Here is a 23,180-nt window from a genome sequence, read left to right on the forward strand (position 1 = left end):
AAAATCGTTCGTAATCCCTATCGGTGTTACGAACGATTGTACCCAGCGCCGGAGTCGAACCGGCACGGTTTCCCACAGGTGTTTGAGACCAGCGCGTCTACCAATTCCGCCAGCTGGGCATTTGCTTATTCAGCGGGATGCAAATGTATATAACGAAAGGCAAAATCGCAAAATTATTTTAAATTAGATTTAAATAATCTGATAAGCGACTTAAATACTGCCGTTTATGTTTTCAGGACGTTCGTCTTTCAGCTTTCTATCAACCACAAATGGTGCAAATGGCAATAATGAAGCTACAAAAATTAAAACAGCTTTACCAAATTTCCACTTTTGCTCTTGCCAGGCCAATACCAAAGTTGCCACATAAAGCACAAATAATAAGCCGTGCGCCCACCCCGTATATTTAACTGCCAAAGGCATATTGGCAAAGTATTTTAAAGGCATAGCAACAAATAATAAAAGAAGATAGGATATTCCTTCAGCAACGGCTACTTTGCGAAAAATGGAAATTGAACTGTTCATAATCTGATTGTTTTGCTCCGAAAGTAAAACAAAGGTTTTACCAAACAAAAACTAAAAAATGATTTGACAATACAGTGTTTTAGAACTAAAATCTTCTATTTATTTTGGTAAACGTTCTCTTATCCTGCTAATGTATTTCTGACGGTAAAAAATATCTTTAATAGTGCTTAACTGTTGTGCGGCGTCCGGATGGTTTTCACTATATGCACTTGTTAAAGTTAATAAATCAGCATTTAACTTCTGTTCAATGGCATCTACTTCCTTACTCACTTCTAAAAGCTTATTTGCATCAGGTTCAAACTCCAAGTCCATTAATGCTTCATTTACGTCCATCATTTCCATTAAAAACGATTGAGGCAACTGGTAGCCTTCATCGGTCTCTACAATACCTTTTAATTCAAGCACATATTTTAAACGCTTAGCCGGATTGCTTAAAACCTGGTATGCTTTATTATTTAAGGTAGAAAATTCTAAAACTTCCTGCTGTTTTTCCTCACTTTCATTCGCATAAAAATCCGGATGATATTTTTTACTAAACGCATAAAACCTGGCCTTTACAGCATTTAAATCAGGATTAAACTGAACCGGCAATTCATAAAATTCAAAATAATCAGGTAATTCTCTTTTTTCAGTCATGCTTATATTTATTAAAAAAGCCGCAGTTGTACTCATTGAAAGCAATGGAATACAGCTGCGGCCAATATATAAATTTGTTTATTTACCGAAAGATTTTAAGATATCGTTTCCGAAAGCAAATACCATTAAACCAATCAGGATTACGAAGCCAACCATTTGCGCCCTTTCAAGCACTTTTTCGCTTACAGGCTTCCGTTGTACCATTTCAATTAAAAGAAACACAACGTGCCCACCATCTAAGCCTGGGATAGGCAATAAATTCATAAAAGCTAAAGCCATAGAAATTAATCCGGTTAAGGTCCAGAATTTAATCCAGTCGAAGTTACTTCCATAAGCTTTGGCAATACCAACCGGACTGCTGATGTTTCTGGCGCTTACCTTACCTGTAATCATTTTACCAATGCCTTTTGCATTATCTGCAAATGTACTCCAGGCCATATTGGCACCTACCGGAAGTGCCGCAAAGAAACCATAAGTAGTTGTGGTACGTTTAATTTCTTTAAAATTACCTAAATAACCAATTGTACCTGTAGTATCTACATTTACAGTCAATTCCATAGGTTTTCCTGCTCTGATTACAGAAAGTATAGCACTCTTGCCCTTTTTCTTTGCAAGAATTGGCTTTACTTCATCCTGGTAAACAACCGGGATGCCATCTACATTGGTTACCTTATCGCCTATTTTTAAGCCGGCTTTTTCAGCAGCGCTCCCTTTTAAAACCGTATCAACAATATTTTTTACACGAGGTTCAACAAAAAGCGCTTTACCATCTTTTAATTGGTCTAAAAAGTTATCAGGAACTTTAATTTCAAGCGTTTTATCGCCACGGATGATGGTTAGCGTGGTACCGCCCATTAATACTTTAGAGCCTTTAATTTCTTCAAACTTGATTACCTTGGTACCATTAATGGCTAAAATCTTATCGCCATTTTTAAGCCCGATATCTGAAGCCACTTTACCTACCTGAATTCCGTTTACAACGGCACTGTTTGGAGTAAAAGTTTCTCCATATTTAAAGGTAAGCATCCAGAAAATAAGGATACCCACAATAATATTTACAATAATACCGCCCAGCATTACAATTAAGCGTTGCCATGCAGGTTTAGAGCGAAATTCCCATGGTTGCGCGGGCTGAGCCATTTGCTCGGTATCCATACTCTCATCAATCATTCCGGCAATTTTAACATAGCCACCTAAAGGCAGCCATCCCACACCATACTCTACATCACCTTTTTTGAAGCTGACCAATTTAAAACCCCATGCATCAAAAAACAAATAAAATTTTTCTACTTTAATACCAAACGCCCTTGCCGCAAGGAAATGCCCTAATTCGTGTAAGATTACTAATAAAGACAATCCGAGCAAAAGCTGCCCCGCCATAATCAATCCATTCATATTCTCTTATAAAATTTTTATGTTAGATGTTAAACTATACTTTTTGTTACTAATTGTGCCGCTAAGATACGGCTATGTTTGTCAGTTTCTAAATAATCACTCAATTGCGGTTTCTCTAAAAATTCAATTTCTTCCATACACTGCTGTATTACATCACTCATTTCAAGGAAACCTATTTTATCTTTTAAAAATGCTTCGACTACAATTTCATTAGCTGCATTTAAAATACAGGGCATATTACCACCTTTTTTTAGAGATTTAAAGGCTAAATCTAAATTTCTAAAGGTTTGTTGGTCGGCTTTTTGAAAGCTAAAGTTTGGATAATCCAGAAAGTTAAAACGCTTAAAATTGTTTTTTAGCCTGTTTGGATAAGTTAAAGCATATTGAATGGGCAATTTCATATCCGGAACGCCCATTTGCGCCTTCATAGAGCCATCTGTAAATTGAACAATAGAATGTACAATCGACTGTGGATGCACAATTACATCAATTTGCGCTACATCAAGGTTAAAAAGCCATTTGGCTTCGATTACTTCTAACCCTTTATTCATTAGTGAAGCCGAATCAATGGTTATTTTTGCACCCATTACCCAATTAGGATGTTTTAAGGCTTGTTCTTTTTTAACCGTAGCAAGAAAATCCTTGTTTTTCCCTAAAAAAGGGCCTCCTGAGGCAGTAAGGTAAATTTTCTCAATTTCATTCTGCTCCTCTCCTGCCAAACACTGAAAAATAGCCGAATGTTCTGAATCTACCGGAAAGATTTTTACCTGATGTTCTGCCGCCAGTCGGGTTACCAGTTCTCCCGCAACAACTAAGGTTTCTTTATTGGCTAAAGCGATGTTTTTACCAGCCCTGATTGCAGAAATGGTCGGTTTTAAACCTACAGAGCCCATTAAAGCAGTAAGTACAATTTCACCTTTTGGGTAAACTGCAACTTCTGTAAGGGCATCCTCTCCTGCTAAGACTTTAATATCAAAAGAGCTTAAAGCACTTTTAACTTCAAGATATTTGCTTTCATCGCAGATTACGACAACCTCAGGCTTAAATTCTTTTGCCTGTTGGATAAGTAATTCTGAATTTTTTAATGCTGATAATACAGAGACTTTAAAGATTGCAGGGTTATCCCGAACAACATCGAGCGCCTGTGTACCTATGCTACCTGTAGAACCTAATATTATAATGTTTTTCAATTCTTTTTAATAAATGCTCCTTAAAGGAAATAAATTTTAATGTTGGTTTTCTTTATTTCGAAAAGCAAATTAGTGCTTCTCGGCTCCGAAAGTCCCGCTGTACGTTTCAATCTTTTTTAACTACTGTAATGATGAAAATTAAAGCATCTGTTTCATCGTTTGCAGATGCTTCGTGCCTCAGCATGACAATTTATTCATTGGTTTGCTGCAATAAAAAAGTATTTTCACTTCCATCTGGTTTAGCCTGCAAAGCAAACATTCAAATGCTTATTAAAGCCAAACCCCTTAATCATTACATTAAATTTAGGCTTTTCCACCCAACTATGCCTAAGCAATGTTTCTACGTTCTACTTTAATCCGGCCTAATAAATTTTCCGGGCAATGACGTGATTAAACCATATACTTCCCTAATTCATCCGCCAATTTCCGATCATTACTTAACCTTGGTACTTTATTCTGTCCACCCAGTTTACCTTCACTTCTCATATAATTTACGAAAGCATCTTTCTTTAAGGCACGAATAATAAGTGGCTGTAAAATACGCCCCTCAATAAGGTCAAAATAGTAAATATTTTTCTTTTGCAAAGCTTCATCAACCTTTTTACTAAATGCACTTAAATCTTTTGGTAAGGATGAAAACTCTATAAACCACTCGTGGTACGGCAAAGCATCATCTTTAGGGTTAATTTGTGGCGCTACGGTAAACTCTGTAATTTCAATATTTTCATCGTTGGCGACACTTAAAAGTGCATGTTCCACTTCTTCGCCAATAACATGTTCCCCAAAAGCCGAAATAAAGTGTTTAATGCGCCCCGAAACCATAATTTTATATGGATTTTTGGAAACAAATTTAATGGTATCGCCTATGCTGTAACCCCAAAGCCCCGCATTGGTGTTCATAATCAACGCATAATTGGTCTCCAGTTCTATTTCACCCAATGATAACCTTGTTGGATTATCGTTATAATATTCATCTGCAGGTATAAATTCGTAAAAAATACCCGCATCCGCCAGTAAAAGTAAACCCTTATCTTTTTGAGCATCCTGATAAGCAATAAAACCTTCTGAAGCGGGGTAGGTTTCGATAGAGTCGATCTTTTTGCCAATACTCTGTTCTATTTTTGCCCGGTAAGGCTCAAAATTTACACCGCCGTAAATAAACAAACTAAAGTTTTTAAAAATTTCCGAAATCTTCTTCCCTTTGTTTTTTTCAGAAAGCTTATCGAAATACATTTGAACCCATGGAGGAATACCCGAAATTAAGGTCATGTTTTCGTGCATCGTTTCCTCTACAATAGCATCAACCTTTTCTTCCCAATCTTCTATACAATTAGTTTGATAAGATGGCAGGCGGTTTTTTTGCAGATAAGCCGGTACATGATGGGCAACAATTCCTGAAAGACGCCCAATGTTAACCCCATGCTTTTCGGTTAAAATAGGACTACCTTGTAAAAAAATCATTTTCCCATTCACAAATTCCGTTTTACCTGTTTCATGAATATAAGTTAAAATGGCATTTCTGGCAGCCTTAATATGTTCAGGCATGGATTCTTTAGAAAGCGGAATATATTTAACCCCTGAAGTTGTACCGGACGTTTTTGCAAAATAAAGTGGTTTCCCTTTCCATAAAACATTTTCTTCGCCTGCAACCACACGATCTACATAAGGTTTTAAATCCTCGTAATCACGAATAGGAACCTGCTTTTTAAAGTCTGCGTATGTTTTTATGCCCTCAAAATGATGGTCTTTCCCAAATGCAGTTGCTGACGCACTTTTAATTAATTTTTGAAGGATTCTATGCTGAGTTTCAACGGCATTATATTTCCACTTATTAATTTGCCTAACTGCAAATGCTGCAAATGGTTTACTTAATGCTGCTTTTAATCCCATATATTAATAATTAAATTTTAGATCATTGCCTGATAGAATATTATTTTCTATTAAACAATATTATGTAAAATATCCGGATGTTCATCGCCTTTATACTCATCCATTAACTTGCGGTACACAACCGTTAAAGCTACAGATGATAATGGAACAATGATAAATGAACTTAATATGTTTACAATAAAAGCCACCAGCGGCCATTGCAAATAATTTAACAATAGGTAGATCAGGTATCCGCCACCTAAAATTACAAGAAGCAAAAGTATTTTTGTGAAATTTCCTTTTGTAGTGGCTAAACTTAATTTTATAGATTCAAAAGGCTTTGCATTTTTATCAATGATAAAAAAAGGGAAGAACGAAATTCTTAACCAGGTAATAAAAATAGCAATAATACCAACTGAAATGGCAACATTTTTAACGATTTCTAAATTAATGCCGGTGTAAATAAAAGGAAATGCAACCAAAATAACAATCAGGTAAACTCCAAATATGCAACCAATAAAATATAATGTGGCCACTAAAAACCTAATAATTTGTTGTCTTGTTGGTAATGTATCTACAATTTTCACATCACCCTGCTCATCGTCCATCAAATGGAAAATATATTTAAACAATGAAAGGTTGATGGTAAAATACAGCATAATAAAGATAAACACCATTAAAACACTTAATACCTTACTTACGTCTTTAATAAAAAAAGCCATTAAACTTGATGCACTCGCCGTAATAAACATTAAAAAACATAGCGTAGCTATAGAGAAATAATGCTTTTTGGTAATGCCCCAGGCCTTACGAATTACTTCGTTAACGGCAAATGTACTTTCTTTTAGATAACTGATCATTGTTGTTTTAATAGCACTCTTTTAATTAAATCCTGCATAAATCCTAAACCATAAGCGGTTAATTGGATAAATGAAGAAATAATGCTCAAAAATGCAACTTTTAAAGATTTATTTACCGACCAGGAGTGAAAAAATATTAACAAAAAGTAAATAAGGACAAAGAAATTGCAAATAACGGCTAATGGCCAGTAAAACAGGTTACATAGAAGGGTAAATGCAAACCCTAAAGTAAAAGCCGCAGGAAAAAAATGCACAAATTTTAGTTGTGATGGAAAATGTTTATAAATATTGATCCTTGCCCGGCCAAAAAAATGTAATTGCTTATAAAACTGGCTAAAACTTGTTCTCCTTTTATGATATACTTTGGCTTCAGGAATTAAACCAATTTTGAAACCGTTCTCATGGATGCGAATACTGTATTCAATATCTTCGCCCAAACGGGTTAAAATAAAACCACCAACTTTTTCCCAAACCTGGCGTGAAACTCCCATATTAAAACTGCGGGGATGAAACTGGCCAATGTGCTTGGCATTGCCCCTGATTCCTCCAGTTGTAAATGGCGAAGTCATGGCGTAGCTTATGGCTTTTTGTACTGGAGTAAAGCTATCATGTGCGGCATCCGGGCCGCCATAAGCATCCAGGTGATGTTCGTATAAATAGTTTTTTACAGTTTCCAGGTATTCTGACGGAATTAAACAATCGGAGTCGAAAATAACAAAATAATCACCTGTAGCCCTTTCAAAGCCAAAATTGCGGGCAAAACCCTGCCCTGCATTTTCTTTAAAGAAATATTTTATATCAAGCTTATTTGCATAACGTTGCACAATTTCTTTGGCATCGTTTTTTGATCCATCTTCAATCACCAAAACCTCAAACTGTAAATAGGTTTGCTTGGTTAAAGTGTTCAGTAATTCGTCAATTTCCTGTGGACGGTTATAAAGTGGAATTATGATGGAGAAAAACATGTTTTAAAATTGAAGATTGAGGATGATGGCGTTTGGATGAGGCATAAAACCTTAAACCCCTGGCTTATACCCTTTTCTCTATTAAATACTGATTTCTTTCTGGTGCATTTCGGGTAACCAATTCGGCAACAAAACCTGTTAAAAACATTTGCGAGCCAACTACAATGGCAACCAGCGCAATATAAAACAAAGGTTGATCTGTAATTTCTCTTCTATAGGCAATGTGCGCCGCAATATGGTATAGTTTTTCACCAATCATCCAGATGGCTATAAATGTTCCAATCAGGAAGCTTAACACGCCTAATGAACCAAAAAAGTGCATGGGGCGTTTTCCAAATTTACCGACAAAGAAAATAGAAAGTAAATCTAAAAAGCCATTTATAAATCTACTGAACCCAAATTTGGTGGTGCCATATTTACGGGCTCTATGTTCAACAACCTGTTCGGCTATTTTACTAAAACCAGCCCATTTTGCAATTACAGGAATATAACGATGCATTTCGCCATAAACTTCGATGGTTTTAACCACATCGCTTCGGTAAGCTTTTAATCCGCAGTTAAAATCATTTAATTCGATACCGCTCATTTTGCGGGTTGCGGCGTTAAACAATTTTGTTGGAATGGTTTTCGTAATCGGGTCGTAACGTTTCTTTTTCCAACCTGAAATCAGGTCTAACTTTTCTTCTTTAATACGACGGTACAATTCAGGAATCTCGTCAGGACTATCCTGTAAATCAGCATCCATGGTAATTACAACATCTCCTGCTGTGGCTTCAAAACCAACATTTAAAGCCGCCGATTTACCATAATTCCTTCTGAATTTGATTCCTTTTATGGCATTATTTTGTAGTCGAAGGTTTTCAATAACTTCCCAAGAAGCATCTGTACTGCCGTCATCAACCAAAATAATTTCATAACTAAAATTATTTTCGTTCATTACTTTAGCAATCCAGGCCGTTAATTCGGGCAAAGATTCATCTTCGTTATATAAAGGTACTACAACTGATATATCCATTTTTGAGTATTACCGCCGTTGCGGGGAAGAACAATGAGGGAATTTGTAGGGAAAAATTGCTCCCTGCTTGCTTCCCATGTCTTGTTAGCAACAGCATTTTATTAAAAACGTGCAAATTTCATCAAATTAAATGATAAAACCCACACGTTTTAAATTTTATGTTTTTGTTATTAATAACCTGTGTTAGTACAAAGGACGTTCTTTTTTTACAACAGCCGCCGTAATTAAACTGATGATTAAACCAAAAAGGGTGTAGGTAAGGGCCGATCCGAATGCAATCATCAGGGTCATATACTTACTCATCATTTGCACACCTTTTACGGCTTGCTCATTATCTCCGGCAGCTTTAATTTGCATATCAATAATATCCTGAAGCGCAGAAGGATCAATAACTTTATAATAAAGAACCATTAACAAACCAATAAACAAACCTGCATAGGCCGCAACTTTAAAACCAGTAGAAAATGCCCGGGCATAAGTTACATAGCCGCCTAAATCTTGTTTGTGTTTATTTTGCGCGTAATATATAGCAATTATAAAGGTACCATAAGACAAGATCATGGATAATGCCTTTTGCCAGATCGGAGCATCAACACCTTGCGCACCCATACCGATAAGGTTAAGGATAAATATAAGTGCAAGTGTATAAAAAGCAAAAGCTATAGCAACCTGAAAAGCCAATAAATTAGGTTTTTTTTCTTCCTGGATAATTTGTTGTTCCATAATAGGGTTTAATTTAGTTATTAATAGTGGTTATTAATGTATAAGTAGCTACATCGAACGATTTGTTACCACTAAACTGAATTAATTCTTTTGTCGTTTCTGCGCTGCCTTCTACATCAAGGAAAAACACCATAAAGGGAACAAATAATTCCTGCATTTCATCACTGATGTTTAAGGTTGGTGCTGTTTTACAAATTTCTTCCACACTACTTTCTGCCAGTTGCTGGTTGCTGATCAACTCTTCATAAATTTCAAATTCATCCTGAAACTCATCATCCTCAACCAATAAAAATTCTTTTAAGAAATCGCTTAGTTCAGGGTCTAAATCCTCATCATGACACTCTTTAATGTACAATAAAAGGTTTAACAACTCGCTTCCCCTATCGATGGTTTCTTCTTCGATATTTGCCCATTCCTCACTTTCCAGATAATCTTCTTCTAATTTCTGAACATCGCTTGAGAAAAAATTTACCATAAGCAAATCAAAATAAACTTCTCTTAATTCTTCAAATTTTGGATTTGAATCAAATACTTCATCAAAAGCCTCAACTTTATTCATGAATTTTGCATCCAGTTCGAAAGCCGCGATTAATTCTTTTTCGAATGTACCAGATGCAACAGCTGATATTTCAGCATATTTATTGATTGATGCGCTTAGCGCTTTTTTTACTCTATTGTCCATAATTAGGATTTTTATTTACAAACATAATGCTGAAGTATGGAATTACCCCGCATAATTATTTCCATTATTTTATCAGCCGGGGTTTTTGATCCCTTTTGGATGACATTAGTTATTAATTTGATATTGATTGTTGTTGTAAACCAATGTTACTTTACCGCTTAATTCAGTACCCAGCAGTGGCGAATTAGCAGATTTTGAATAGTTATTGGTTGTTGTATATAACCATTTCTGATCTGCTGCAAAGACCGTAAAGTTGGCTTCTGCACCTTCTTCAATTACCGGAACATTTAAATTTAGCAATTTCCGTGGGTTAACCGCTAATTTTTCGGCAATGAGTGATGGATCTAAACCTGCTTTTAAAAGTAATGGTAAAACGGTTTGCAAAGCAATAATGCCATAATGTGCAATTTCAAACTCTACATTTTTAAACTCAATTTCTTCCGGCCGGTGTTGCGAGGTAATGGCATCTATTGTTCCGTCTTTTAAACCAGCAATTAAAGCTTTAACATCGGCTTTGCCCCTTAATGGTGGTTTTACTTTATAATTACTGTCAAAATCGTTTAAAAGCTCTTCGGTAAACACTAAATGATGTGCAGTTACATCACAGGTTATTTTTATGCCATCTTTTTTCGCCTTGCGGATTAATGCAACTGAACCTGCAGTAGAGATGTTGCTGATGTGGATTTTGGTTTCATTATAAGCGGCCAAAAAAATATCGCGGGCAATGTGCATTTCCTCAGCTAAAGCAGGTAAACCCTTCATACCCAAAAGCACGCTGGTTTTACTTTCATTAACCTGGGCTTTGCCTGCAATTGATTTATTTTCGGGATAAACCATCAGCAAAGCATCAAAACCTTTTGCATATTGAAGTGCACGGCTCATAAAGCCATCATCCTGCAAAGCTTTATCTCCATCAGAGAATGCCACTGCTCCTGCTTGTTGCATATCAAATAACTCAGCCAATTCTTTTGCTTCTCGGTTTTGACTAATTGCCCCAATAGGCAAAACATCTACCAGGTTATTTTTAGCTTTATTGAGGATGTATTCTACCTGCGATTTGGATTGTACCACCGGGCTTGCTTGTGGTAAAAGTGCTAAACCGGTAAAACCTCCTGCTTTTGCAGCGGCCGTAAGGGTATATATATCTTCTTTAGTTTCGAAACCCGGATCACCCGCCACACAATTTAAATCAAAAAAACCGGGGGTTAAGAAGGCTCCTGCTGCATCAAATTCAATTTCATTTTTTTCGGCAGTTAAATGGCCAATGCTAACAATTTTACCATCTTTAATTCTAATATCGCTACGTTTTTTATCGAATTTACTTTGCGAATCAATAATATTGGCATTCTTAACTAAGAGATTCATATTGTTTTTTTAGGGTTATTCAAAAATCGGATGAGCAAAATTTCTGCTGCAATAAAAATCAGCGACAAAATTAGACAAAGTTTCCATAAAGATTGTCCGATTTTGTTCTCGCCCGAAATTAATTTAACAGCATCTTTATCGGTATCAAATATTTTCAAATTGTTTTTTCCTGCCATATTCTCCAAATCAGTCTTGCTTAAGTAGTGCATATCTGATTCTGAACGGCTATTGTTAAAACTGTAAACTGATAAGGTAGAGTCTGCCTGCTTCAAATTGTAAAAGCCTGGCGCTTTAACCTGGTCTGCTACATAAATTAGAGTTTTTCCATTGGCCTGGCGCAATTCCGGAATCGCCTCAAAATGAAGGGCAGTAAGTTTTAGGCTTTGGTTTTTTGCCAAGGTAATTTTTTGGCTTTGTAACGCATTATCTTGCCCGATGGTATAATACAAAGGTTGTTCTAAACCTCCGCTGGTTGCCAAACGATACATTAAAGGAACAAAAACAGGATGATGTGCAAAATTGCTGTCTTTAGCGTTTAATCCGGAAGCACATACATAAACCTGCCCCCCGCCAATATTAAATTTTGCAAAAAACAACTTATTCCCAGGGAGCTGGAGAATGTTTTCTTTGTTTTGGCTGTTATTTTCGATAAAGGAGAAATATCGGTTAATTTCAGGCAAATCTAAATTTTTGGGCACTTCTTCAAATACAGTTTTAAATATCGGGTGTTGTAAATCTATTTGATCTACCCGGATGGTATTTGCATTTAAAGCCTGGATTTGAGGTAAAGACAATGCACTTAAAAATAAGTTGTAGTTTTTAATATCAGCGTCCAAATCGGGAAATAAAACCACCGTACCGCCATTGTTTACATAGGTTTTAATTTGTTGCGCCAAACCACTTGAAGGGTCCGTAAGTCCGTTTAATACAATTAAGCCATACCCGCCAAAGTTGTTGTAATTTACATTACTTTCGGTATTTTCGGTTAATTTAAAGTAAGGATCAGCCGTAAATAGCGCCTTAATGTAGTTTCCTTCAACTGCTCCGTTTACAGCAAGCACCGGAAGGTTTTGTTCTACTTTAAAACTAAAAGATAGAGTATCGTCAAAGGTTACCGGAAAATCTTTAATGCTAACTATGCCCTTCTGCCAGCCCGATTTTAAGCCCGAAAAGTTCAAGGTATCTTTTTTTACCTTTCCAGCTGGAATGGTAACTGAACTCAGCCCTTTTTGCTGGTTATTTAAAGTAAGTTTTAAGGGAATATTTTTTGCATCTTCATCAGAATAATTCCGAATCTGAACCACCAATTTCTCGCCCGCTCCGGGCTGGTGGTTGGGAGAAAGTGTCCAGATACTATCTACTGCAACATTTGGTAATGTAGTTGCATTTAATTTCATAAAGGCAAACTGTACATCAGGTTTAGTCTGAAGGTTTTTCTGGCTGGAAATATTTTTTTGAAAATCGGAGATCAGAAAAGCGTATTTATTGATAGGACCAGTTAAAACATTTTGCTGACGGTTGATAATTTGCTGCAGATTTCGGTTAGCGGCCGATATTTTAACATCATCAAGCGCCTTCAAAAACTCTTCAGCATTAAGCAATCGCTGATGTTTCCCTTCAAAATCATTTGTTAAAAGCTGAAAACGATCATTCAATCCAAATCCCTTTACCAGCTCTTTTGCTCTTCTCTTAGCTTCATCGAGCAAATTCCCATCTTTATTGATGGCTTCCATGCTGTAAGAATTATCAACATAAATGCTTACCACATTATTTAGTGTGCTTGTTTTTTTATCGTTAGATGGAATATAAGGCTGGGCAAATGCTAAAACCAAAAACACAATCGCTAATATCCGGCAAAGCAGAATAAGCAGATTTTTTAATTTCTCTTTTGATGAATTTTGTTGTTCTACTTCCTTTAAAAGCTGAACATTGGAGAAATAAACTCTTTTAAATTTCCTGAAATTGAATAAATGGATAATAACCGGAATGGCAACCGTTAGTAGTGCAAAAAGAAAGCCCGGATAAAGGAAATTCATTAAAAACCAAAGATAGAAAAATTATGGAAAGTAGCGAATTTCAATTCAAACAAATCATGATATTCCTACAATCAATACGCAAAACCCGGAAATTCGATATTTACAATCTTCCAGCTACCGTTTTGTAATCCGAAATAAAGTTTGAAAGGTCCGCTTACAATTTTCGATTGTTTTTTCACTACAGCTCTAAAGCCGGCAACGCCTTCTACAAAGCCTATTCCCTTCCCTTCACCATAAATTTCAAAATTTGAATCAATAATATCGAACCGGCCGCCCACATATTCATCGGATTTGCCAAAAATCCCTTTCAATCTGGCGATAATAACATCTCTGCCCATTATTTTGTTTCCAGGAAGAATAAAGAAATCACTTAACTCATCAGTAATTGTTTTAGATTGCTTAAACCACGAATTGATAAATCTAATCGCACTGTTAACAATATCGGCCTGATGATTGAAAGTTGGTTTTTCCTGCATTTTGCAAATCTACGGCTTCTATCTAAATTTCTTCATAGCTACCCACAATTTATCATCCATTCCGTAAACATCAGGGCGATATTGAATTTTATCATCTTGAGACCAGGCAGTTATATACGTAATAATTAATGGAACTGCTTTTTTAGGACCGAACCACGCTGGTTTTAATTGAAATGCATTTAAAGTATCTGCTTTTTGTGCCATGCGTTTTTTATACCACTTCATATGCGTACTGTCAACAGGTGGTAAATCAACTTCAGCCCTTAATTTATCGTAGGTGTATGGATCTTTCACAAGCAGCTCAGCAAATTGTAAAGGTTTTTCTATCCGTACACAACCATGGCTAATGGCACGGTTGGATAAATTGAAGCCATTTTTATTATTGGTATCGTGCAAATAAATACTGGAACTGTTATCAAAAATAAACTTGAATTTGCCCAGTGCATTTCCCCCGCCAGAGCCTTGTTTAAATTTAAAAGGCAATTTATCTCTCGAATATTTATTCCAGTTAATCGTATCTGGTTCGTTAATTAATTTATCCTTGTAGTAAACTTTAATGTTACTGTTTGATAAATAATACGGATCTTTTCTGGCCATCCAATAAATTTCACTTTGTGCAATACTAACCGGAATATTCCATATTGGATTGGCCTGTATAGAATTTATTTTGCTAAAAAGCATTGGCGTTTCATGGTTCTTCGGCTTATCATCCAGGTTCCCCGATTTAGCAAAAGCCTTCATCTTTTCTTCGTAACCTGCCTCGCGTTTTCCACCAACACAAACCTTCATAGAAATTACAGTATCAAGCTTATTTAACCAGGTTAATTTAAAGTCGGGAATGTTTACCTGAACATAACTGTCGCCAGTTTCAGGAAGCTTCCAGCGAAAGCGTTCCATGTTTAACAAAAGAATCCTTTTTTCATCTTCAGCTGTAGCATTTAGATATGCTTTTTGTAATGCTTTGTACTGAATCGATTTTGGTTGAACTGCCTTTAAACTATCTAAAATATTCGCACTGTTTAAGAGCCCTGAAATGGATAAACTATCCGGCCTTTTTACTTTGATATAATACCTCGAAAATATGTTTCTGGGATTTACAATTCCGTAATTTAAGTAGTTAAAATAATTAAGGTAAGCATTAGCAGATAAAAGCTCCAGTTTTGCAATTACCGGATAACTTTCCTCAACTTTCTTAAAGTTATTGGCATTTAATTCGTCGAGTAAACTTTTTATCTCTTCTGTTCCAAATATTTTTGGATTAAAGCCATGTATTTTACTGTTTTGTAAATAGGCTTCTAATGAATCTAATCCACCATTAATATAAAATTTGGTCACCATATGCGGCGTAGAATTATTAGCGGCATAAAAAGCTTTCATCAATTTAGGATTGGCAAAACCAGCAGATAAGCTGTCCATTGTTCTTACAAAAACACTGTCATACGCTACAGTATCAAAGTCTTTATACATTTTATTTTTAAAATGCTCAGATAAGGCTTTACCGATTTCAGGAGGTGTTTTAAACCAGTTACAGGCAGCAAATGTTAAAATAAGAGGTATAATCAGAAAGCGAAAATTTTTCAAGATGTACTATAATTTAGGTGAAAACCGGGATATTATGTTAAAAAATCAATAAAGGGCAAATTAAGTGCCATAATTTTTTGTTTTATCAATTGTATCTTTATATTTGCCCTTGCTTATCAGCTAAAGTATTGATACAGGCACAAATAATTTTATGAACTTAATTTTGAACCATCACTTACATTTACACCATCGCCGATAGGCGATATGATATGTTTGTTTTGTACTTCAAAACTTTTTTTCCGTAAAATAATTTCCTGTTCACTCTATATTCAATACTTTGAAAACACTTAAAATCGCTATCCAGAAATCGGGTAGGCTAAACGAAAAATCTGTAGAAATTTTAAAAAACTGTGGCTTATCTTTCGAGAATTATAAAAGCTCTTTAATATCAACGGTTACCAACTTTCCTTTGGAGATACTTTTTCTTCGGGACGACGACATTCCGGAATACGTTCAGGACGGAATTGCCGACCTTGGAATTGTTGGTGAAAACGTAATTACAGAAGCGCAGGCAGAGGTAGCTTATCTGCAAAAATTAGGCTTCGGAAAATGCACGTTAAAAATCGCTGTCCAGGCCACAAGCAGCATCTCAAAACTGGAAGAATTAAATGGCAAAGCAATCGCTACATCCTATCCGGTAATCTTAGAAAATTTCTTAAAATCAAAAGGGATAAATTCAGACATCAGAACCATTTCCGGGTCCGTAGAAATTGGCCCGGGATTAGGTTTAAGTGATGCCATTTTCGACATCGTTTCCACTGGCGGAACATTGAAAAGCAACGGACTAAAACCCTTTGCAGATGTAATGCAATCTGAAGCTGTTTTGATTGGAAATAAATCCATTTCAGACAATCCGGAAGTTGCCGAATTGCTGCAAAGAATCCGTTCGGTACTCAGCGCAAAATCAAACAAATATGTAGTACTAAACGTATCAAAAGATAACCTCCAAAAAGTTGTCGATTTATTGCCAGGTGTTAAAAGTCCAACCATTGTTCCGCTATTTGAAGAGAACTGGGTTGCTGTACATTCTGTAATTGCAGAGGAAGATTTTTGGGACAAAATCAATAGTCTTAAAGCCGCAGGTGCTGAAGGTATTTTAGTGATGCCAATTGAGAAAATAATCACATAAACGACCTAAAACAACATTAACTATTAGTTAATTTAAAAACATAAAACATTGAAAATCTACAATTATAGAGATTTATCTAAATCAAAAATTGAAGAACTGTGTTCGAGACAAATTGAAGACGATAAACTGATTGAAGAACGTGTTTTTTCGATCATAAATTCGGTTAAAAAAGAGGGAGATAAAGCCCTCTTAAACTTCGCAAGCACATTTGATAAAGTTGATTTAAATAAACTATTTTTAGATGTAGAAGCCCTTAAAGAAATTGCTTCTACAATTCCGGATGATGCAAAAAATGCAATTGATATTGCTTATCAAAACATCAAAACCTTTCATCATGCACAATCTAAAACAGAAGATAAAATTGAGACCATGCCTGGCGTTATGTGCTGGCGGGAGGCTCGTGCCATAGAAAAAGTTGGGCTTTACATTCCCGGAGGAACGGCCGTTTTGCCAAGTACTTTTTTAATGCTTGCAACACCTGCGATTATTGCGGGCTGTACTGAAATTGTGGTCTGTTCTCCGCCGCAAAGCGATGGCAAAACAAATTGCTATTTAGCCTACTGTGCCTTGCTTCTGGGTATCGAAAAAATTTATCTGATTGGTGGTGCGCAAGCCGTAGCTGCAATGGCCTATGGAACAGAGACGGTACCTAAGGTTTATAAAATTTTTGGCCCGGGAAACCGCTACGTAACTACAGCCAAAACAATGGTACAGAATACTACCGCTATAGATATGCCTGCAGGCCCATCGGAGGTTTTAGTTGTAGCAGATGAGACTGCCATTCCGTCATTTGTGGCGGCTGACTTACTTGCGCAAGCAGAACATGGCACTGATAGTCAGGCAATTTTAGTTTCAAACTCTATTAAAACAATAGAAGATACATTAAAAGAGATTGAAAAACAAATAGATAAACTACCCAGAAAAGAGATTGCTGTAAAAGCAATACAAAATTCTTATGCTGTTTTAGTGGATAATTTAGATGCTGCAATGGCTTTTTCCAATGAATACGCCCCTGAGCACTTAATTATGGCAACAAATGATTTTGAAAGCCTTATACCACAAATTGTTAATGCCGGATCTGTGTTTCTGGGCAACTTAACACCTGAAAGTGCAGGGGATTACGCATCAGGAACCAACCACACTTTACCAACAAGTGGCTTTGCAAAGGCCTATTCGGGCGTTTCGCTGGATGCATTTATTAAAAAAATCACCTTTCAGCATTTATCTGGTGCTGGTTTAAAGAATATTGGACCAACAGTAGAAATTCTTGCAGCGGCCGAAGGCTTGCAAGCACATAAAAATGCAATTACGATTAGATTAGAAGAGTTATAAGATGGATATTAACGATTTAGTAAGAGAAAACATTAAGAACCTACGCCCCTACTCTACGGCGAGGGACGAATTTAAAGGCCAGGCATCTGTATTTTTAGATGCAAACGAGAACAGTTATGGCTCTCCTTTGCCTGCAAATTACAACCGCTATCCTGATCCTTTACAATTGGATTTGAAAGATGCAATCAGCAAAATAAAAGGTGTACCGATTGAAAATACTTTTCTTGGAAATGGGAGCGATGAAGCTATAGATTTATTATACCGCGCCTTCTGTAACCCGGGGAAAGACAACGTAATTATTCTGCCGCCAACTTATGGAATGTACGAAGTTTCGGCTAACATAAATGATGTAGAAATCCGCAAAGTAAACCTGCTTCCAAACTTCCAGTTAGACCTTGAAAAAATTGCAGAAACGATAGACAAAAACACCAAAATAATTTTCATTTGCTCGCCAAATAATCCAACCGGAAATTCAATAAACCGCACCGATATTGAAACCATTTTAGCCAACTTTAAAGGCATCGTTGTGATTGATGAAGCCTACATAAATTACGCCAGACAAAAGACCTTTATTCAGGAGTTAACGGAGTACGGAAACCTGGTTATTTTGCAAACTTTTTCTAAAGCCTGGGGGCTTGCGGCTTTACGCCTGGGCATGGCATTTTCATCTACAAAAGTGATCGATGTTTTAAACAAAATAAAGCCACCTTACAACATCAATCAAGCTACGCAAGACTTAGCTTTTGAAGCACTAAAAAATATTGCACAAGTAAACAATTGGATTAAGGAATCTGTAGCCGAACGCGAACGTTTATCTAAAGATTTAACCGCACTTGAAATTGTAAATAAGGTGTACCCATCTGATGCAAATTTTATTTTAACTGAGGTAAAAGATGCACTTAAAATTTACAATGTTTTAGTGGAAAAAGGAATCATCGTTCGCGACCGTTCTAAAGTTACCCTTTGCGAAGGATGCCTGAGAATTACAGTTGGGACCAAAGAAGAAAATGACAAATTATTAAACGTTTTAAGAAATTTATAAATGAAAAAAGTATTATTTATTGATCGTGACGGAACGTTAGATATTGAACCGGAAGATGAGCAGGTAGATAGCTTTGCGAAGCTACAGTTTTATCCAAGGGCATTGTACTATCTTTCTAAAATCGCATCCGAATTGGATTACGAATTGGTGATGGTAACCAATCAGGATGGATTGGGGACACCTTCAAATCCTGAAGAAAATTTTTGGCCGATACACAATTTTATCCTCAACACTTTTGAAGGTGAAGGTGTACATTTTGATGAGGTGATTATTGACCGGACTTTTGCAAAAGATAATGCCCCTACCCGTAAACCGGGAACCGCACTTTTAACAAAATATTTTGGAGAAGATTATGATTTGAAAAATTCTTTTGTGATTGGTGATCGGTTAAATGATGTGGTTTTAGCAAAAAACCTCGGTGCCAAAGCAATTTTCCTTCGCCAGAATGATGCCCTGGGTTCAACGGAGGCGTTAGACAAACATGAGACATTGCTGGATGTAATTATTTTGGAAACCAAGAAATGGGAAGATATCTACAATTTGTTAAAAGCCGGAAGCCGAAAAATTAACCATGTACGCAAAACAAATGAAACGGATATTACCGTTAACCTGGATTTAGACGGGACAGGAAAAGCTAAGATTGAAACAGGTTTAAACTTTTTTGACCACATGCTGGATCAAATTGCCAGACATGGAAGTATAGATTTAGAAATAATTGCCAAAGGCGACCTCCATATTGATGAACACCACACAATTGAAGATACTGGAATAGCCTTAGGCGAAGCTTTTGCTAAAGGTTTAGGCAATAAGCTGGGAATAGAGCGGTATGGTTTTTGCCTGCCAATGGACGATTGCCTGGCACAGGTTGCTATTGATTTTGGAGGTAGGAACTGGATTGTTTGGGAAGCCGAATTTAAACGTGAAAAAGTTGGTGACGTACCTACAGAGATGTTTTATCACTTTTTCAAGTCCTTTAGCGACGCGGCAAAGTGTAACCTGAATGTTAAGGCAGAGGGCCATAACGAGCATCATAAAATTGAGGCTATTTTTAAAGCTTTTGCGAAAGCAATAAAGATGGCGATAAAACGTGATGCAGAGAAAATGGTTTTACCGAGTACAAAGGGAATGTTATAAGAAAGCTTGAAGGCTGAGGGTTTTGATGTACAAACGATGTTAAATAAACCCGATAGTAGTGGAAAGTTTTTCTTTGCTGCAACCTTGAAAAACTGTTAGGCTGAGGCACGAAGCATCTGCAACGATGGAACCGATGCTTCTTACCTTAACACAACAGAAGATAAAAACTTGTAACAAATAGCGGGACCACAGCAGCCATGAAAACTGGCTTTCATTTTCAAATTCAAATAAAAAAGAAGCTGAACCATTAAATATGATTGGAATAGTAAATTACGGAGCGGGCAATATTTTTTCTTTAGCGGCCGCACTTGAGCGTTTAAACATTGCTTATGGTATGGTAAATACGGAAAATGACTTGAAAAAGTATAGCCATATTATCATTCCGGGGGTTGGCCATGCAGGGGCAGCAATGGAAAAACTTAAAGGAACAGGTTTGATTGAGGCCATTAAGAATTTAAACAAACCGGTATTAGGGATATGTGTAGGTATGCAGCTTATTACCGAACATTCGGAAGAAGGTAATTCTGCGCTTTTAGATATAATTCCTGTAAAGACTAAAAAATTTGATAAAGCATTGAATATCAAAATCCCACATATGGGCTGGAATGCGATACAACCAGCTGATAATTCGTTATTTAAGGGGATTGAAAATAATGAACAATTTTACTTTGTACATTCTTACTTTATTGAATATAACCCTATTTTTGACATCGCATCTGCCGATTATGGATTAAAGTTTTCTGCAGCAATACAAAAAGATAATTTTTATGGCGTTCAGTTTCACCCTGAGAAATCAGGAAAAGCCGGCGAATTGATATTAAAAAATTTTTCAAACTTAAGCTTATAAAATGTACATAATACCTGCTATTGATATTTTGGATGGAAAAGTTGTCCGTCTGCGTGAAGGCGATTACAACCAAAAGACAGAGTACGACGTCTCTATCGCAGAAATGATTGAAAGATACCGCTCCAACGGCACAGATTTTATTCACATTATTGATTTAAATGGTGCAAAAGGTGATTTCAGCAATCAGAAATCACTTTTTGAAATCATTAAGAAAACCGAAATGAAGGTGCAGTATGGCGGCGGAATCCGTACCATTGAACAAGTTACCAATTTACTTGACGCAGGGATTCACCGTGTAATTGTGGGAACGCAGGCCATTACCAATCCTGAATTTTTAGAACAGTTGAGCGAAGCTTTTGCTAAAAAAGATAACTACGCAAATCGTATTGTTATCGCTATCGATGTTTTAGATGAGGTAATAAAATATTCAGGCTGGATGGAAAGCTCTCCAATAAAATTAATGGATTATGTGGATAAATGCCTTTCTCTTGGTTTCTTCCGTTTCTTATGTACCGACATTAGTAAGGATGGGAAATTAGGTGGTGCAGCCATTGAATTGTATAAAAAACTGCTTGAACATTCTCCAATGATAAAATTAATTGCATCAGGAGGTGTAAGTTCTATGGATGATATTTATGAACTGGCGAAGTTCCCAATTAGAAGTGTAGTGGTTGGAAAAGCAATTTATGAAGACCGTATTACCATCGAAGAAATTAAAGAGTGGAATTTGAAAGCTTTGAGTTCGATTTAGAACGAAAATATTAAAAATAATTTTAACTCATTGCCCTAAGCGATCGTTATGCTGACAACCGCCTAAAACTAAAGCATTAAAATTGCTTCAGACTTCGAAATGACGAAAACCAAACAAAAACATGCTTTCAAAAAGAATAATCCCATGCCTGGATGTTAAAGATGGCCGTACCGTTAAAGGCGTAAACTTTGTCGATCTGCGTGATGCCGGCGATCCGGTGGAGCTGGCGGCCCAATATGCACAGCAAGGTGCCGATGAGTTGGTTTTTTTAGACATTACCGCTACGCACGAACGCCGCAAAACCATGATTGAAATGGTTAAATCGGTAGCACGACAATTAAATATTCCTTTTACCATCGGTGGTGGAATTTCTGAAATCGCCGATGCCGAGGCTTTACTAAATGCCGGAGCTGATAAAATTAGTATTAACTCGGCGGCTGTTAGAAATCCTAAATTGATTGAAGAATTGGCAAGGGCATTTGGTGTTCAGTTTGTTGTTTTAGCTGTAGATACCAAATATGTGAATGGTAAAAATATGGTTCACCTAAATGGAGGAAGACTAATTACTGAGCTGGAAACCGAAAACTGGATTAAACAGGCCGAAGATTTGGGCGCAGGTGAAATTCTCTTAACCTCAATGGATCATGACGGGACGAAAGCGGGATTCGATTGTGGATTATTGGGGAAAATTAACAGCATAATCAACATCCCGATTATTGCATCTGGAGGAGCCGGAAGCATGGATCACTTTACAGAAGTTTTTCAGAAAGCAAATGTTGATGCGGCTTTGGCTGCATCAGTTTTTCATTACGGAGAAATATTAATCCCTGATTTAAAACAGGAATTAAAAAGAAATAACATTCCGGTAAGGATTTAATAATACACTCGTCATTGCAAGGCACGAAGCCAATGACGGTAATATCATAAAAATGAACATCAATACATCATCCCTTGACTGGGATAAAACAGGCGGTTTACTTCCTGTAATTATTCAGGACTATAAAACTTTAGAGGTTTTAATGCTCGGCTATATGAATGCTGAAGCCTTAGACAAAACACAGGTCGAAGGAAAGGTAACTTTTTTTTCGCGCTCTAAAAATCGCCTCTGGACGAAGGGAGAAACCAGCAATAACTTTCTTTATGTAAAGGATGCGTATGTAGACTGCGATAACGACACCATCCTGATAAAAGCTGAGGCAGTAGGCCCAACGTGCCATACGGGTAGCAGAAGTTGTTTTAAAACAGACTTTAATCAAAATTTTATTTTCGAACTGGAAAACATCATTGCAGATCGTTATGAGCATCCGGTTGAGGGTTCGTATATAAATAAAATGCGTAAAAAGGGCTTGAATAAAATTGCGCAAAAAGTTGGAGAAGAAGGTGTTGAAACTGTAATTGCTGCATTAGCCGAAACAGAAGAAGAGCTTATTGGCGAGGCCTCAGATCTTGTTTTTCACTTATTATTCTTGTTAAAAGAAAAAGGTTTATCTATCCAAGATATTGCTAAAAATCTTGAGAAAAGACACAAATAAAGAAAAAATCTAAGCGATAGATAACAAGACGCTTGCTAATTTGACCTTATTAAATTATAAGAACATGCTTAAATATATTAGTTATTTAAATCTTTTTT

Annotated in this window: 22 protein-coding genes and 1 tRNA gene; 8 read left to right on the top strand and 15 right to left on the bottom strand. The window is 36.5% G+C overall.

The genetic code is table 11. The annotated features are described in order from the left end of the window. Positions 1-39 precede the first annotated feature (39 nt). The 15 genes from R2Q77_RS10775 to R2Q77_RS10845 form a co-directional block, all read right to left on the bottom strand. A tRNA-Leu gene (locus R2Q77_RS10775) sits at positions 40-119 on the bottom strand. A 91-nt stretch (positions 120-210) separates the two neighbouring features. Then, a complete protein-coding gene (locus tag R2Q77_RS10780) occupies positions 211-522 on the bottom strand; it encodes a DUF3817 domain-containing protein (RefSeq protein WP_316803744.1) in 312 nt (103 codons plus the stop codon). A gap of 99 nt (positions 523-621) precedes the next feature. Next, complete coding sequence (gene hscB / locus R2Q77_RS10785) at positions 622-1,158, bottom strand: Fe-S protein assembly co-chaperone HscB (protein ID WP_316803745.1); 537 nt, start codon at positions 1,156-1,158, stop codon at positions 622-624. A gap of 78 nt (positions 1,159-1,236) precedes the next feature. Beyond that, positions 1,237-2,553, bottom strand: coding sequence for an RIP metalloprotease RseP (gene rseP, locus R2Q77_RS10790; protein ID WP_316803746.1), 1,317 nt, complete (start codon positions 2,551-2,553; stop codon positions 1,237-1,239). Between the two features lie 29 nt (positions 2,554-2,582). Then, a complete protein-coding gene (locus tag R2Q77_RS10795) occupies positions 2,583-3,743 on the bottom strand; it encodes a 1-deoxy-D-xylulose-5-phosphate reductoisomerase (protein ID WP_316803747.1) in 1,161 nt (386 codons plus the stop codon). Between the two features lie 390 nt (positions 3,744-4,133). Then, the gene (locus R2Q77_RS10800) at positions 4,134-5,633 is read right to left on the bottom strand and encodes a GH3 auxin-responsive promoter family protein (RefSeq protein WP_316803748.1); all 1,500 of its coding nucleotides are present in this window, start codon (positions 5,631-5,633) and stop codon (positions 4,134-4,136) included. A 50-nt stretch (positions 5,634-5,683) separates the two neighbouring features. Then, positions 5,684-6,472, bottom strand: a complete 789-nt coding sequence (locus R2Q77_RS10805) for a hypothetical protein (RefSeq protein WP_316803749.1) — start codon at positions 6,470-6,472, stop codon at positions 5,684-5,686. Continuing rightward, on the bottom strand, positions 6,469-7,437 hold the full coding sequence (locus R2Q77_RS10810; RefSeq protein ID WP_316803750.1) for a glycosyltransferase: 969 nt from the start codon (positions 7,435-7,437) through the stop codon (positions 6,469-6,471). The genes R2Q77_RS10805 and R2Q77_RS10810 overlap by 4 nt, the downstream gene beginning before the upstream one ends. 64 nt (positions 7,438-7,501) lie before the next feature. After that, a complete protein-coding gene (locus R2Q77_RS10815; RefSeq protein WP_316803751.1) occupies positions 7,502-8,452 on the bottom strand; it encodes a glycosyltransferase family 2 protein in 951 nt (316 codons plus the stop codon). A 183-nt stretch (positions 8,453-8,635) separates the two neighbouring features. Next, positions 8,636-9,175, bottom strand: a complete 540-nt coding sequence (locus tag R2Q77_RS10820; protein WP_316803752.1) for a DUF4199 domain-containing protein — start codon at positions 9,173-9,175, stop codon at positions 8,636-8,638. Between the two features lie 13 nt (positions 9,176-9,188). Further along, positions 9,189-9,857 (bottom strand): hypothetical protein, encoded by a 669-nt coding sequence (locus R2Q77_RS10825; RefSeq protein WP_316803753.1) that lies wholly within the window; start codon positions 9,855-9,857, stop codon positions 9,189-9,191. A gap of 105 nt (positions 9,858-9,962) precedes the next feature. Further along, complete coding sequence (locus tag R2Q77_RS10830) at positions 9,963-11,222, bottom strand: dihydroorotase (RefSeq protein ID WP_316803754.1); 1,260 nt, start codon at positions 11,220-11,222, stop codon at positions 9,963-9,965. After that, positions 11,219-13,258 carry a BatA and WFA domain-containing protein gene (locus R2Q77_RS10835; protein WP_316803755.1) on the bottom strand — a complete coding sequence of 680 codons (2,040 nt, stop codon included), beginning with the start codon at positions 13,256-13,258 and terminating at the stop codon, positions 11,219-11,221. The genes R2Q77_RS10830 and R2Q77_RS10835 overlap by 4 nt, the downstream gene beginning before the upstream one ends. 71 nt (positions 13,259-13,329) lie before the next feature. Continuing rightward, entirely contained in the window at positions 13,330-13,734 is a 405-nt protein-coding gene (locus tag R2Q77_RS10840; RefSeq protein WP_316803756.1) for a hypothetical protein, read from the bottom strand. 18 nt (positions 13,735-13,752) lie between these two features. Continuing rightward, positions 13,753-15,315: a L,D-transpeptidase family protein gene (locus R2Q77_RS10845; RefSeq protein ID WP_316803757.1), complete on the bottom strand. Its 1,563-nt coding sequence runs from the start codon at positions 15,313-15,315 to the stop codon at positions 13,753-13,755. A 277-nt stretch (positions 15,316-15,592) separates the two neighbouring features. On the opposite strand from R2Q77_RS10845, the gene hisG reads away from it, so the two are divergent. The 8 genes from hisG to hisIE all read left to right on the top strand — a co-directional run bounded on the left by hisG (position 15,593) and on the right by hisIE (position 23,082). After that, positions 15,593-16,444, top strand: coding sequence for an ATP phosphoribosyltransferase (gene hisG, locus R2Q77_RS10850; RefSeq protein WP_316803758.1), 852 nt, complete (start codon positions 15,593-15,595; stop codon positions 16,442-16,444). A gap of 48 nt (positions 16,445-16,492) precedes the next feature. After that, positions 16,493-17,776 (top strand): histidinol dehydrogenase, encoded by a 1,284-nt coding sequence (hisD, locus tag R2Q77_RS10855; RefSeq protein WP_316803759.1) that lies wholly within the window; start codon positions 16,493-16,495, stop codon positions 17,774-17,776. Position 17,777: 1 nt separating this feature from the next. Then, a complete protein-coding gene (hisC, locus tag R2Q77_RS10860) occupies positions 17,778-18,818 on the top strand; it encodes a histidinol-phosphate transaminase (RefSeq protein ID WP_316803760.1) in 1,041 nt (346 codons plus the stop codon). Beyond that, positions 18,819-19,952 (top strand): bifunctional histidinol-phosphatase/imidazoleglycerol-phosphate dehydratase HisB, encoded by a 1,134-nt coding sequence (gene hisB, locus R2Q77_RS10865; RefSeq protein WP_316803761.1) that lies wholly within the window; start codon positions 18,819-18,821, stop codon positions 19,950-19,952. It abuts the gene before it with no gap. Between the two features lie 253 nt (positions 19,953-20,205). Then, positions 20,206-20,799, top strand: a complete 594-nt coding sequence (gene hisH, locus R2Q77_RS10870; RefSeq protein ID WP_316803762.1) for an imidazole glycerol phosphate synthase subunit HisH — start codon at positions 20,206-20,208, stop codon at positions 20,797-20,799. A gap of 1 nt (position 20,800) precedes the next feature. Beyond that, positions 20,801-21,550 (top strand): 1-(5-phosphoribosyl)-5-[(5-phosphoribosylamino)methylideneamino]imidazole-4-carboxamide isomerase, encoded by a 750-nt coding sequence (gene hisA / locus R2Q77_RS10875; protein WP_316803763.1) that lies wholly within the window; start codon positions 20,801-20,803, stop codon positions 21,548-21,550. 121 nt (positions 21,551-21,671) lie between these two features. Then, entirely contained in the window at positions 21,672-22,427 is a 756-nt protein-coding gene (hisF, locus tag R2Q77_RS10880) for an imidazole glycerol phosphate synthase subunit HisF (RefSeq protein ID WP_316803764.1), read from the top strand. Between the two features lie 52 nt (positions 22,428-22,479). After that, entirely contained in the window at positions 22,480-23,082 is a 603-nt protein-coding gene (gene hisIE / locus R2Q77_RS10885) for a bifunctional phosphoribosyl-AMP cyclohydrolase/phosphoribosyl-ATP diphosphatase HisIE (RefSeq protein WP_316803765.1), read from the top strand. Positions 23,083-23,180: the final 98 nt, after the last annotated feature.

Source organism: Pedobacter nototheniae, assembly GCF_032678625.1.
Taxonomy (GTDB): Bacteria; Bacteroidota; Bacteroidia; order Sphingobacteriales; family Sphingobacteriaceae; genus Pedobacter; species Pedobacter nototheniae_A.